The organism is uncultured Anaerotruncus sp., assembly GCF_902490045.1.
Lineage (GTDB): Bacteria > Bacillota > Clostridia > Oscillospirales > Ruminococcaceae > Anaerotruncus.
The window spans coordinates 1-12,853 of sequence record NZ_CABUCJ010000071.1; the positions used below are offsets into that span (position 1 = coordinate 1).

The window sequence follows — 12,853 nt, forward strand, 5'->3', positions numbered from 1 at the left end:
GGGCGCGCGGCCCGCAAGCGCCGCCGCCCGCCCCGGTTCAGCTGCGCCGCCAGGTGGTCGGCATCAGCAGCGCGAGGATCGGGAAAATTTCCAGCCTGCCGATCAGCATGTTGGCGGTGAGCACCAGCTTGCTGAAATCGGAAAAGGCCGAATAGTTGCCCATCGGGCCGACCAGCCCCAGCCCCGGCCCGATGTTGTTCAGGCAGGCGAAGACGGCGGTCACGTTGGTTTCAAAGGAGAAGTTGTCGAACGACACGAGCAGCGCGGAGGCCGCGACAATGATGCAGTAAACCGCCATGAAGGCGTTGACCCCGTAAAGGGTACCCTCCTCAAGGATCGAGCCGTCCATCCGCGCGAGCTTGACCGAACGGGGATGCAGCATCTTCCACACCTCGTTGCGCACCGACTTGAAGAGGATAATCAGACGCGCGGTCTTGATACCGCCTCCCGTCGACCCGGCGCAGGCGCCGAGCACCATGAGCAGCACGAGCAGCGAGCGGGAAAACTCCGGCCAGAGGTTGAAATCCGCCGTGGCAAAGCCGGTGGTCGTCATGATCGACGACACCTGGAAGGCCGCGTGGTGAAGCGCCTCCCGCACGGTCGGGTAGAGGTGCGCGATGTTGACCGTCACAAGCGCGATCGACCCGAGCATGATGCCGAGGTAGACCCGCAGCTCCTCGTTGAAAAGCGCCTTGGCGAATTCCCGGATGAGCAGCAGGTAAAAGATGTTGAAGTTGATGCCGAAGACCGCCATGAAGACGGTGACGACCGTCTGCAGGTAGAAGCTGTACCCCGCCATGCTGTCGTTTTTGACCGCGAAGCCGCCCGTTCCGGCGGTGCCGAAGGCGGTGGTCACCGCGTCGAAGAGGGACATCCCCCCCGCGAGCAGCAGGACGATCTGCAACAGGGTCAGCGCGACATAGATGCCGTAGAGGATTTTCGCCGTCTGGTGCATCTTGGGCACCAGCTTTCCCACCTGCGGGCCGGGGCTCTCGGCGCGCAGCAGGTGCAGCGAGGCGCCCGAGCCGCGCGTCATCGGCACGATCGCCAGCAGGAAGACGAGCACCCCCATGCCGCCCAGCCAGTGGGTGAAGCTGCGCCAGTAGAGCAGCCCCATCGCCATCGATTCCACCTCGGTCAGGATGCTCGCGCCCGTGGTGGTGAAGCCCGACACCGTCTCGAAGACGCCGTCGACATAGCTTGGGATGCCCCCGCCGAAATAGAAGGGCAGCGCCCCGAAGAGGGAGACGACCACCCACACGAGGCCCACCGTGACGAACCCCTCCCGCGCGCCGAACGAGCGGTTTTCGGGGCGCTTCCACGACCAGGGCACGCCCGCGAGGAGCAGCGCGCCCATCGCGATCAAAAAGCCGGCCGCCGCCGTGCGTTCCCCCTGGTAGAGCGAGATCGCGAGCGCGGGCACCATAAAGACCGCCTCGAGCCGCAGGATCCGCCCGATGAAATATGCAATGATCCGGTAATTCATTCCGCCATTTCCTCCCGCGCCGCCGTTTACTGTGCCGCCGTCCGCTCGGGCGCGTCGGCGAAGATGTCGTTGAGGTCGACGATCATCCGGTCGGCGGTCGTCACGACGATCAGCGTATCCCCCGGCTCGATCGTATCGTCGCCCTTAGGGATGATGATGCGGCCTTTCCGGTTGATGCAGGCGATGAGGATGTCCGGCTTGAGGGTGATCTGCTGGAGGGTCTCCCCGAGGTGCCGGGTCGACGGGCTCGCGAGGAATTCCAGCGCCTCCACCCGCTCGTCCACGATGCGGTGGAGCGCCAGCACCGAGCCGGTGGTGTTCTGCATCGCGCGCACATAGCGCACGATGTCGTTGGCGCAGAGCAGCTTCGGGCTGATGACGCTGTCGATCCCCTTGTCGCGGATGACCTCGGTATATTCGGTGCGGTTGATCTTGGTGACCACCTTGGGGACGTGCAGGTAGTTGGCGAACATCGAGATGAGCAGGTTCTCCTCGTCGATGTTGGTGAGCGTCACGACCGCGTCGGTCTGCTCGATCCCCTCGGCGCGCAGCACCGCCTGGCTCGAGCCGTCCGCGTGGACGATCTGGGCGCGGGGCAGCAGCTCGGCAAGCTGGTTGCAACGCTCCTCCGACGTCTCGATGATCTTGACGCCGATGCCCGCCTCCTCCAGCTCCCGCGCGAGGTAGTAGGCGATCCGGCTGCCCCCCACGAGGATGGCGTTGCGGACCTTGATCTTCTCCAGCCCAAGGTGCTTGATGAGCGCCGTCAAATCCTGTGTGGACGCCGTGACATAGAGCTTGTCCCCCCGCTGGAGCCGGAAGGAGCCGTCGGGGATGTAGACGCGGTCCTCCCGCTCGACGGCGCAGACGAGCACCTTGACCTTCGCGATCTTGTAGAGCTCGCTTAAGCGCTTGCCGCTGAGGACGCCCCCCTCCCGCAGCACGATCTCGACGATCTCCGCGCGCCCCTTCGCAAAGGAATCGCGCTTCAAAAAGGTCGGGAACTGCAGCAGGCGGAAGATCTCCCTGGCGGAGGCGCGCTCCGGGTTGATCATCATGCTCAGGCCCAGCTCCTCCCGCAGGAAAAAGAGCTGCTCGACATATTCCGGGTTGCGCATCCGCGCGATCGTATGCTTGCATCCGAGCTTGCGCGCGATGATGCAGCAGAGCAGGTTCAGTTCATCCCCCGACGCCGCCGCGATCAGCAGGTCGCTGTTCTGCACGTCCGCCGCCTTCTGCACCCGCAGGCTCGCGCCGTTGCCGTGCACCGCCATGACGTCGAAGATCTCCGCCGACTCGCGCAGCACCTGGCGGTTGTTGTCGATCACCACGATGTCGTGCCCTTCCTTGGACAGGCGTTCGGTCAGGGTGCATCCGACCTTGCCGTCGCCCACTATGACAATCTTCATCTTTCCGTTTCGCCCCTACACAGAGATTCCCGCGGCCGTCACAGCCGCGGGCGCCCCGTCTTTATCTCATCTTAATCTTTTCTTAACTTCGCTTTAATGCGATCTTAACACAAATGACAGCGTTCGGCAAGTTTTGCGCGGCTTTTTCCGGCGAAAATTTGCTGCCTTCCAATAAGTGGAACGCAGGGGCGGTTTTCCCACCGGAAAACCGCCCCTGCGGATGTTCCTTTTTCTCTTGTAAAAAGGAACCAAAAATACGCCTGAAGGAAAAAAGTGTCTTGCGGCCTGCGGGCCGCGCGGCCACCCCGCCGCCTTTTAAAAAAGGCGGGCGAAAATTTTCATACACGGGTCGGGCCCGCGTCAGGAGGGCGAGGCCGGCCTGAACCAAAAGTTCTTTGGCAGGCTTTCTTTCAAGAAAGCCGTCAAAGAAAGCCGCCAAATCAACCCGTCACTTTAACAGCCTGCTGCCCTCTATCGCGGCTATCGCCCGGCGCATCTCGGGCTCGTCCTGCACGAGCGCGATGCGCAGGTACCCGCGGCCCGAGGGACCGAAGGCGCTGCCGGGGGTCATGAGCACGCCGGCTTTTGCGAGCAGCTCCTGGGCGAACGCCTGGTCGTCGGTGCGGCCCCCGGGGAGCTTGGCCCAGACGAACATCGTGGCGCGCGACCGCTCGACCGGCCAGCCGATCGCGGTGAGCCCGTCGCAGAGGATGTCCCTCCGGTCCTGGTAGGCGCGGCAGGTCGCCGCGACGCACGACTGGTCGCCGGTGACTGCGGCGATGGCCGCCTTCTGGACGGGCAGGAACATGCCGTAATCCATGTTCGACTTGAGGGTGGCGAGCATCGACACGACCTCGCGGTTCCCGATGCAGAAGCCGACCCGCGCGCCCGCCAGCCCGTAGGTCTTGGAGAGGGAGTTGAACTCGACGCCGACCTCCTTCGCGCCCGGAAAGCGCAGGAAGCTGCCGCAGGTCTCCCCGTCGAAGACGAGCTCGCTGTAGGCGTTGTCGTGCAGCACGATAATGCCGTATTTCCTCGCGAACGCGATCAGGTCGTGATAGAAGCTGTCGGGCGCGATGGCTGTGGTGGGGTTGTTCGGGTAGGAGACGACCATCAGCCTGGCCGCGCGGGCGACCTCCTCGGGGATTTCCGCAAGGTCGATGATGTAGCCGTTCTCCCGCCGCTGGGGCATGTACCAGAGCTTCGCGCCCGCGATGAGCGGGCCGCCGCCGAAGACGGGATAGCAGGGGTCGGGCACGAGCACCGTATCCCCCTCGTCCACGACCGACAGCGCGATGTGCGCGAGCCCCTCCTGCGAGCCGAGCAGCGAGACGACCTCGGTGCGCGGGTCGATCTCCACGCCGTAGCGCCGCTTATACCACGCCGCCACAGCGTCCTGGAGCTCGGTGGTGTCGCTGATCGCGTAGACGTAGTTGCCCCTGTCCTGCGCGGCGGAAACGAGCGCGTCGATGACATGCTGTGCGGGCGGAATGTTGGGGGTGCCGACGCTCAGGTCCACCACATGCCTGCCCTGCGCGAGCTGTTCCTTCTTCATGTTGAGCAGCACCGTGAAGATGCCCTCGCCGAAACGGTCCATGCGTTTTGCAAATTTCACGTCTCTTTTCCCCTTTTCACGTCCGTATATACCGTTATTTTACCATATTCCGCCGGGTTTGCAACCCTCAGGATGCCGCCCCCCCGGCGATCACGCCGAGCGCCGCGCCGGGATAGTAGTGCGCGAGGATCTCGTCGAAGGTGGCGCCCTGCCGCGCCATATAGTCGGCGCCGTACTGGGAGAGGCCCACCCCGTGCCCGTAGCCCCGCACGGTGAAGGTGAAGAACGCGCCGTCGCAGGCGACCGTGAAGTCGGAGGAGCGCAGCCCGAGCAGGCTCCGCAGCTCCTTGCCGTGGATGGCCCGGTCCCCCGCCGTCATCCCGGTGACGTAACCTCCCTCCGAACGCCCGGTCACCCTGAGCCATCCGGCCGGATCCTCCCCGAGCGAGATGCCCGGCCAGGCGTTTTGCAGCTTTTCGGCCACCTCCTGCACCGGGAACCGTTCGGTCGTCTCGTAGTCGGGCGCGAGGGTGTCCCCGAAGCTCTCGACCGGCACGAGGTAGGGCTCGCTGCCCGTCCACACGTTGGAGGCGTCCTCGGTGGTGCCGCTGCTCATCGAATGGTAGGCCGCCACGATCGGCTCCCCCTCCCAGGTGAGCAGGTAGGGGCAGGCCTCGTCCGCCGCGCCGCAGACCGCCTTCCAGTAGGCGTCCGCCAGCTCGCCGTACCGCTCGCGGAAGAGCGCTTCCGTCGTGTAGCTCTTCCAGCCCTGCGGGTCGGCGGAGAAGTCCGCCCCCTTGAGCGTCTCGTCGGGCGCGGCGCGGTTCTGTTCCTTCAGGCGCAGCGCGTAGGTGTGCGCCGCCACCGCCTGCGCCTTGAGCGCCTCGGGGTGGAAGGTCGGCGGCATCTCGGCCGCCAGCGCGCCGCGCACGTAGTCCCGCGCGCTCACCTCGAACACCTTCCCCGTCCGCTCGTCCAGCACCCGGAAGCCGTCGTCCGCCACCGCCACCGCGGGGGTTGTCCCGGCAGGCGCCGCGGGCGCGGGCGAATCCGTTTCGGGCGCGTCCCGGCCCGTCCCGGCGGGTGCGGCCGCCTGCGGTGCGGATGCATCTTCCGCCGGAGAATACTGCACCATGTCCACATTTCCCACAAGCGCCAAAAGGGGGATCAGAAACATCAAAAGGGCGAATACCAGCCCTGCCGCCACCCTGAACCGCATTGTACTTCCTCCTGTTTATGCAAGATTTCTATTTGAAAATTTCATTTTTGCCGCTTTTCGGCGGAAACGTCTATTGACTTTCACACGCTGCCGGAATACAATATGAGATAACGCCCACCGGGCATCTGTGTGGAAAGAGGAAAGGAGCGCTCCCGTTATGTACGGCAAAACGCCTGCTGCGCCCAATGAGCAGCTCAATCAGGATATTCAATTACTATGCGGCGAGTACGCGCGGTATAACGGTTTCGACGAGGAACTGTGCGCCAAATTCGGCGTCAAGCGCGGCCTGCGCAACGCGGACGGCACCGGCGTGGTCGCGGGGATCACGCAGGTCTGCAACGTCCACGGCTACCTGCTCAGCGAGGGGGAAAAGCTGCCGATCGACGGCGAGCTCACCTACCGCGGCTACAGCATCACCGACCTGATCGCGGGCGCGCAGGCCGAAAACCGCTACAGCTGCGAGGAGACGGCCTGGCTGCTGCTGCTCGGCTTCCTGCCCACCGGCGCGCAGCTCAACCGCTTTTCGGAAATCCTCGCGGACAACCGCGAGCTGCCCGAGAATTTCACCGAGGACATGATCATGAAGGCCGCGAGCCCCAACATCATGAACATGCTCGCGCGCTCGGTGCTCGCGCTCTACACCTACGACCCCCGGCCGGACGACTATTCGATCGAGAACGTCATGCGCCAGTCGATCGAGCTGATCGCGCGGATGCCGTCGATCATGGCGGCGGCCTACCAGGTGAAAAAGCGGGTGTACGACGGCCGCTCGATGTATTTGCACAATCCCAACCCCGAATTTTCCACCGCGCAGAACATCCTGCGGATGCTGCGCTCGGACAAACAGTTCATCGAGGAGGAGGCCCATCTGCTCGACCTCTGCCTCACGCTGCACAGCGAGCACGGCGGCGGCAACTGCTCCACCTTCGCGGTGCGGGTGCTCACCTCCGCGCAGACCGACACCTACTCGGCCGTCGCGGCGGGCATCGGCGCGCTCAAGGGCCCCCGCCACGGCGGCGCGAACCACAAGGTGATCGAGCAGCTCGAATACCTCAAGGCGAACGTCTACGACTGGGACGACGACAACGAGATCCGCGATTACCTGCGCAGGGCCGTCGCCGGGGAGGCGGGCGACCGCTCGGGGCTCATCTACGGGATGGGGCACGCGGTCTACACGAAAAGCGACCCGCGCGCCCGGGTGCTCAAGCAGAACGCGATGAAGCTGGCCAGGGGCACCGATTACGAGGGCGAGTTCCGCCTGCTCGACGCGGTCGAGCGGCTGGCGCCCGACGTGCTGCGGGAAAAATGGGGCAGCGACCGGATCACCTGCGCCAACGTCGACCTCTATTCGGGACTCGTCTACCGGATGCTGCGCATCCCCGACGAGCTGCACACCCCCCTCTTCGCGATCGCGCGCACGGCGGGCTGGTGCGCCCACCGGCTGGAGGAGCTTTCGACCGGCAAAAAGATCATCCGCCCCGCCTACAAGTCGATCGTGGGCGCACATTCCTACCTCCCCCTCGCGCAGCGCGGCTGATTTCCCCCGGATGCAAAACGATACCACTTGACCGGACCCCCGGTCAGGTGGTATCATTATTTGGATATCCATTTTCTGATAACCAAATTCCGGGGGCGCGAGCGTCCCCGTTTCACGGAGGCCGCCATGACAAAAAACCGCCCGCTCTTCCTTTCCCTCGCGGGATGCGCCGGGATCTGCCTTCTCCTGCGCATCGTCCTAAAGCTCACCGCGATCGACCCCGCCACCGGCTTTTACGAGGGGGGCGGCGCGCTGCCCCTCCTCTTCAACGTCCTGCTGGGCGCCTCGGTCCTGCTGCTGCTGGCGTTGGGCTTCCTCTCCGGGCGGAAGCTGCGCGGCGCGTCCGTCGCCTTCACCCTCCCGCTGCGGGCGCTCTCCGCCGCGGCGGGGGCCGCGCTGTTCTGCCGGACGCTGTTGCGCCTGGGGGAGCTTCCCGGCGTCCTTTCCGCCGACTATCCGCTCATGCCCAAGCTGCTCCTCTGCCTCTTCACCCTCCTCTTCCGGCTGGCCCTGCCGCTGGTCGGCGCCTGCCTCTTTGTCCGGATCGCGGGCGCCGGGGACTTTACGATTCCCTGCGGGTTCCGCGCCTTCACGGCCGATCCCGATTCCGCGCTTTCGGACCCCCATTCCGGCCCCGGGCCGCGCACCCTGCGGATAAACGGCTGGCTGATGCTGCTGCCGCTCGTGTGGGAGATCGGCGAGCTGCTCAGCTCCTTTATGGCCTACACCGCGATCCGCAACGTCTCCGACCAGATGCTCACGATCGTCATGATGATCCTGATGGCGCCCTTCCTGCTCGCGCACGCGCGCATCCTCTCGGGCGTCGGCGTGGAAAAGGGCCTGCGCCAGCTTCTCTTTTTCGGGCCCGCGTTCGCCCTCTTCGCAATCGCGGTGCCGGGCGGCATGATCGCCGCCGCGCTCGCCGGGAAGACCGTCGCGCTCGGGCTCTCCCCCGTGTCCGCCGTCTTCTATTTCCTCTCGGGGCTCTACGCGGCGGTCCTCTGCCTCTCCCTCAGGCGTTTTGCCCGGTGACTTTACAGACGAAAAAAAGCCCGGTTCCGCTTTCGCGGAACCGGGCTTTTTCATCGGTTTTGGGTTATGCGGCGGGCTGGGCCGCCGAATCGGCCTGCGCCTGCTGGCTGTATTCGGGGAGCAGCTCGGAGGGCAGGTCGCGGATCGCCGTGAGCTGGTAGTGGTCCTTGACTTTTTTCAGCTCGTAGATCATGTATTTGTCCGCCTCCGGCTTGCCGTCCTTGTCGGCGGTGGCCTGGGTCCAGGCGGTCGTCGGCTGGAGGTAGCCCACCGTCAGCGTGTAGACGTCCCCCTTCTTGACCACCCGTTCGACGCTCGGCGTATACATGCCCACCTGGCCGGTGACCGGCACGTAGTAGGTCCTGGTCTCCTCGTCGTAGACGTAGTTGTCCACGTAGTTGATCGTAAAGGTCTGGTGCTCCAGCTTCACGTCGGGGCCGTAGAGCCGGGCGCACGCCACGTCCACGTCGGACGCGGGCACCATGACGCGCTCGAGCGGGTCCTCCTGGTAGCTGGCGCGCTTTTCCCCGAGCATCGCGCTCCACAGCGACGACTGCAGCAGGAAGAGGGGATTCACGTCGGAGGGGGACTCGAAGGGCAGCGGGTCGAACATCAGCACCGGCGTGATGATCTGCTCGAACTTCTGCTTTTCGCGGGTGTTGTCGAGCAGGCCCTGGGTGAAGCGCACACAGAAGATGCCCACCGCGACAAGCCCCACAGCCGCCAGGAAGAGGAAAATCCCCCCCACCGGCGCGGCATATTTGTTTTTCCGGTAATGAAGCCCTTCGGCCGGGTCCCGCTGCGGGGTCTGATTCGTTTTCTCCATGCCAGTGTCCTTTCCGCGGGCCGTCAGCGGGTCTGGCCGCTGCCGGTCACGATGTATTTGCAGGAGCAGAGCTCGCTGAGGCCCATCGGCCCGCGCGCATGCAGCTTCTGGGTGGAGATGCCGATCTCCGCGCCGAAGCCGAACTCCCCGCCGTCGGTGAAGCGGGTGGACGCGTTGACGTAGACGGCCGCCGCGTCGACGCGGGAAGTGAACTCCTGCGCGTGCGAATAATTCCCGGTGAGGATCGCCTCCGAGTGCCCGGTGGTGTACCGCTGGATGTGCCCGACCGCCTCATCGAGGCTGTCGACCACCCGCAGCGCGAGGATGTAGTCGTCGAACTCGGTGTCGTAGTCCTCCTCGGTGGCGGGGACGACGCCGGGGATGAGGGCGGCCGTGCGCGCGCAGCCGCGCAGCTCGACATGGTGGACGTCGAGCGCCTCCTTGAGCCTGGGCAGAAACGCCGCCGCGATCTCCCGGTGCACGAGCACCGTCTCCACCGCGTTGCAGACCGAGGGGCGGGAGGTCTTGGCGTTGTCGCAGACGCGCACCGCCATCTCCAGGTCGGCCGAATCGTCCACATAGATGTGGCAGTTGCCCGCGCCCGTCTCGATGACCGGGACGCTCGCGTTTTTGACGACCGCCTGGATGAGCCCCCTGCCGCCGCGCGGGATGAGCGCGTCGAGGTAGCCGTCGAGGGTCATCAGGTCGCCCGCGGAGGCGCGGGAGGTGTCGGTGACGAGCTGGATGCCGTCGCGGGGGAGCCCCGCGTCCTCGAGCGCGCCGCACATGATCCTCGCGAAGGCGGCGTTCGAGTGGATGGCCTCCTTGCCGCCCCGCAGGATGCAGGCGTTGGCCGACTTGAGGCAGAGGCAGGCCGCGTCGACGGTGACGTTGGGGCGCGCCTCGTAGATCATGCCGACCACGCCGAGCGGCACGCGCACCTTTTCAATCTTGAGCCCGTTGGGGCGGTTGCCGCCGCCGATGATCTGCCCGACCGGGTCCGGCAGCTTCACAAGGTCGCGCACCGCCTCCGCGATGCCCGAAATGCGCGCCGGCGTCAGCCGCAGGCGGTCCTGCAGCGACTCGGTCATGCCGTTTTCCTTCGCCGCCGCGAGGTCCTTTTCGTTCTCTGCGAGCACCTCCGCGGCGTTCGCCTCGAGCGCCGCGGCGATCGCCGCAAGGGCCGCGTCCCGCTGCCCCGTGGTCGTGCAGGCGAGTACGCGGGACGCCGCGCGGGCGCGTTTCCCGGTTTCGGTCAGGCTGTTCATCTGCTCCGCCTCCTTCTTATGGGAATGTCATTTCGCCGTGGGGAAATAGGTTCCGATCTCCGCGTTTTCAAACAGGTCGTAGAGCTTTTTCGGCTGCGCGCCGTTCATGATCACCATGTCGACGCCCGCCGCCGTCGCCAGCTGCGCTGCGTGGATTTTGGTGATCATCCCGCCGGTGCCGCGCGCGCTTCCCGCGCCCGCGGCGCACGCCTCGATCTCGGGCGTGATCTCAACCACCTCGTGCAGCAGCTTCGCGCCGGGATTCTCGCGCGGGTTGCCGTCGTAGAGGCCGTCGATGTCGCTCAGGATGACCAGCAGGTCCGCGCCCGCCAGCACCGCCACCATCGCCGAGAGGGTGTCGTTGTCGCCGAACTCGATCTCCTCCGTGGAGACCGAGTCGTTCTCGTTGACGATCGGCACCGTGCCCAGCTCGAGCAGGCGGCGGATGGTGTTCTCGGCGTTTCGCTTGCGCGCCGCGTCGTCCACCACGTCGCGGGTCAGCAGAATCTGGGAGGTGACGTGGTTGAATTCGGAAAACTGCTTGTCGTAGATGTACATCAGCTCGCACTGCCCGATGGCGGCCACCGCCTGCTTTCCGGGCATGTCGGCGGGCTTTTCATGCAGCCCGAGCTTGCCGACCCCCACCGCCTGCGCGCCGGAGGAGACGAGCACGACCTGCCGTCCGCTGTTCTTGATATCGGCGAGCACTTTCACGAGCTGCTCCACCCGCCGGATGTTGAGAAGCCCGCTTTCATGGGTGAGGGTGGACGAACCGACCTTCACCACGACCCGACTGGCCCTTGAAAAATCCCTCATAGTCCTCTGCTCCCCATCCCGCAAAGCGGGAATGAAATTATTCGTCCCTCTTTTTGTCCGCGCTCCGGCGCCCCTCGCCGGGATCCGGCTCCTCCTCGAGGGTCGGGATCCGCTCGACGCGCAGCGAAAGGATCCGCTGCTCCTCCACCTCGGACACGGTCACCACGAGGTCGCGGTAGCTGTACTGCTCGCCCGCCTCGGGGATGTGGCCGAGCATTTCCATCGCCCAGCCGCCCGCGGTGTTGTAATCGCTCTCAAAGCCACGGTCGTCCTCGCCGAGCTCCTCGAGCATCTCGAAGACGTTCATGTCGCCGCTCACGATGAAGGTGCCGCGCCCCACCTGCACGAAGTCGTCCCGCACCTCGTCCGACTCGTCCCAGATGTCGCCGACAAGCTGTTCGAGCACGTCCTCCATCGTGACGATGCCCATTGTGCCGCCGTAGTCGTCGGTGACGACCGCCAGGTGCAGCTTCTTCGCCTTGAACTCGGCGAGCAGGGTGGAGATCTTCATCGTCTTGTGCACGAAGACGCAGTCGGTCACCAGATGGGAAAGGCGGGTGTCGGTCTTCTGCACGACCGCCTTGAGCAGGTCGCGCACCTGTAAAACGCCGATGATGTTGTCGACGGTGCCCCGGTAGACGGGGATGCGGGAGAAGTGCGCGCCGAGCACCACCTCGAGCGCCTCGTCGAGCGGGTCCTCGACATCGATCGTGACGAGGTCGACGCGCGGGGTCAATATCTCCTGCACGGTGATCTCGTCAAAGTCGAGCGCCGACTGCACGAGGTCGCTCTCCTGCTCCTCGAGCACGCCCTCCTGCTCGATCGATTCGACGATGTATTTGAGCTCCTCCTCGGTGACGGAGGGCTGCGCCTCCGCGCCCTTTAAAAGGCGCAGGGAAAACTCCTTGATTTTGACGAAGAAGAAGACCACGGGGGTCAGCAGCTTTATGAAAAACCGGAGCAGGCCGCCCGTCTTCATGGCGATCGACTCGCTGTTCTCCTTCGCCAGCGTTTTCGGCAGGATTTCTCCAAAGATCAGTACCAGAATGGTCATCACCGTTGTGGCAACCGCAGCGCCGGAGGCGCCGAAGATCGACGTCGCGATCACCGTGGCAATCGACGCGCTCGCCATGTTGACGACGTTGTTGCCCACCAGGATGGTCGAGAGCAGGCGGTCGAAGTCGTCCACGACCGCAAGCGCCCGTTTTGCTTTTTTGTTGCCGCCGTCCGCGTAGTTCTTCATGCGGATCTTGTTGAGAGACGAATAGGCCGTCTCGCTCGCGGAGAAAAAGGCGGAGAAGCAAAGCAGTACCACCAACACCAGGTATAATATGCCGCTTGTACTGTCCAAGAAAAAACCAACCTCCATATTGTCTTCAGAATTTTGTACGGGTGTACAGATGCTATCATAGCAAATATCCCGCCCGATAACAATTGATTATAGCATATATTCACTGAAAATTCAATTTTTTCACCTGCGGCGGTTTTTGATATGCCGCTCATTGAGCGGCGGAGCTTGCCGGGTCCTGACGGCCCGCAGGCCTGGTGTCCGAGGCGTGTCCCGCCGACGACCGCCCCGGCAGGCGATTTGGGTTTTACGCCCATCGGTCGGTGGGCACCCTCGGGAATTGCCGCTTTGTAAGCGGCAAGAAACACGAGCGCGTTCCGCCGCGCGCCACGGGTTCCTTTTCGGGCGGACGAAAAG

11 protein-coding genes are annotated in these 12,853 nt (G+C 64.7%); 2 read left to right on the top strand and 9 right to left on the bottom strand.

The window, feature by feature from the left end:
* Positions 1-37 precede the first annotated feature (37 nt).
* The 5 genes from RDM88_RS08485 to spoIID all read right to left on the bottom strand — a co-directional run bounded on the left by RDM88_RS08485 (position 38) and on the right by spoIID (position 5,669).
* On the bottom strand, positions 38-1,486 hold the full coding sequence (locus tag RDM88_RS08485) for a TrkH family potassium uptake protein (RefSeq protein WP_308754428.1): 1,449 nt from the start codon (positions 1,484-1,486) through the stop codon (positions 38-40).
* A gap of 26 nt (positions 1,487-1,512) precedes the next feature.
* On the bottom strand, positions 1,513-2,895 hold the full coding sequence (trkA, locus tag RDM88_RS08490) for a Trk system potassium transporter TrkA (RefSeq protein ID WP_308754429.1): 1,383 nt from the start codon (positions 2,893-2,895) through the stop codon (positions 1,513-1,515).
* An 82-nt stretch (positions 2,896-2,977) separates the two neighbouring features.
* Entirely contained in the window at positions 2,978-3,334 is a 357-nt protein-coding gene (locus RDM88_RS08495; protein WP_308754430.1) for a hypothetical protein, read from the bottom strand.
* A 9-nt stretch (positions 3,335-3,343) separates the two neighbouring features.
* Positions 3,344-4,510 carry an aminotransferase class I/II-fold pyridoxal phosphate-dependent enzyme gene (locus RDM88_RS08500; RefSeq protein WP_308754431.1) on the bottom strand — a complete coding sequence of 389 codons (1,167 nt, stop codon included), beginning with the start codon at positions 4,508-4,510 and terminating at the stop codon, positions 3,344-3,346.
* 67 nt (positions 4,511-4,577) lie between these two features.
* Positions 4,578-5,669, bottom strand: a complete 1,092-nt coding sequence (spoIID, locus tag RDM88_RS08505; RefSeq protein ID WP_308754432.1) for a stage II sporulation protein D — start codon at positions 5,667-5,669, stop codon at positions 4,578-4,580.
* Between the two features lie 157 nt (positions 5,670-5,826).
* Between spoIID and RDM88_RS08510 the strand changes: the two genes are divergently transcribed.
* Both RDM88_RS08510 and RDM88_RS08515 read left to right on the top strand, forming a co-directional pair.
* Positions 5,827-7,206, top strand: coding sequence for a citrate synthase (locus tag RDM88_RS08510; protein WP_308754433.1), 1,380 nt, complete (start codon positions 5,827-5,829; stop codon positions 7,204-7,206).
* Between the two features lie 126 nt (positions 7,207-7,332).
* Complete coding sequence (locus RDM88_RS08515) at positions 7,333-8,238, top strand: hypothetical protein (protein ID WP_308754434.1); 906 nt, start codon at positions 7,333-7,335, stop codon at positions 8,236-8,238.
* Between the two features lie 64 nt (positions 8,239-8,302).
* Here RDM88_RS08515 and RDM88_RS08520 read toward each other — a convergent pair whose 3' ends face one another.
* Genes RDM88_RS08520 through RDM88_RS08535 form a run of 4 tightly spaced genes read right to left on the bottom strand, consistent with a single transcriptional unit; the run spans position 8,303 to position 12,499 of the window.
* Positions 8,303-9,064 carry a hypothetical protein gene (locus RDM88_RS08520; RefSeq protein WP_308754435.1) on the bottom strand — a complete coding sequence of 254 codons (762 nt, stop codon included), beginning with the start codon at positions 9,062-9,064 and terminating at the stop codon, positions 8,303-8,305.
* A gap of 23 nt (positions 9,065-9,087) precedes the next feature.
* Entirely contained in the window at positions 9,088-10,332 is a 1,245-nt protein-coding gene (locus RDM88_RS08525) for a glutamate-5-semialdehyde dehydrogenase (RefSeq protein ID WP_308754436.1), read from the bottom strand.
* Between the two features lie 27 nt (positions 10,333-10,359).
* Positions 10,360-11,148 carry a glutamate 5-kinase gene (gene proB / locus RDM88_RS08530; protein ID WP_308754437.1) on the bottom strand — a complete coding sequence of 263 codons (789 nt, stop codon included), beginning with the start codon at positions 11,146-11,148 and terminating at the stop codon, positions 10,360-10,362.
* Positions 11,149-11,185: 37 nt separating this feature from the next.
* Positions 11,186-12,499, bottom strand: coding sequence for a hemolysin family protein (locus RDM88_RS08535; protein WP_308754438.1), 1,314 nt, complete (start codon positions 12,497-12,499; stop codon positions 11,186-11,188).
* Between the last annotated feature and the right edge of the window lie 354 nt (positions 12,500-12,853).

Bases quoted from the DNA above. Each gene is read 5' to 3' on its own strand.
- trkA (WP_308754429.1), bottom strand. From the start codon at position 2,895: ATGAAGATTGTCATAGTGGGCGACGGCAAGGTCGGATGCACCCTGACC.
- spoIID (WP_308754432.1), bottom strand. From the start codon at position 5,669: ATGCGGTTCAGGGTGGCGGCAGGGCTGGTATTCGCCCTTTTGATGTTT.
- RDM88_RS08510 (WP_308754433.1), top strand. From the start codon at position 5,827: ATGTACGGCAAAACGCCTGCTGCGCCCAATGAGCAGCTCAATCAGGAT.
- proB (WP_308754437.1), bottom strand. From the start codon at position 11,148: ATGAGGGATTTTTCAAGGGCCAGTCGGGTCGTGGTGAAGGTCGGTTCG.
- RDM88_RS08525 (WP_308754436.1), bottom strand. From the start codon at position 10,332: ATGAACAGCCTGACCGAAACCGGGAAACGCGCCCGCGCGGCGTCCCGC.
- RDM88_RS08515 (WP_308754434.1), top strand. From the start codon at position 7,333: ATGACAAAAAACCGCCCGCTCTTCCTTTCCCTCGCGGGATGCGCCGGG.
- RDM88_RS08520 (WP_308754435.1), bottom strand. From the start codon at position 9,064: ATGGAGAAAACGAATCAGACCCCGCAGCGGGACCCGGCCGAAGGGCTT.
- RDM88_RS08485 (WP_308754428.1), bottom strand. From the start codon at position 1,486: ATGAATTACCGGATCATTGCATATTTCATCGGGCGGATCCTGCGGCTC.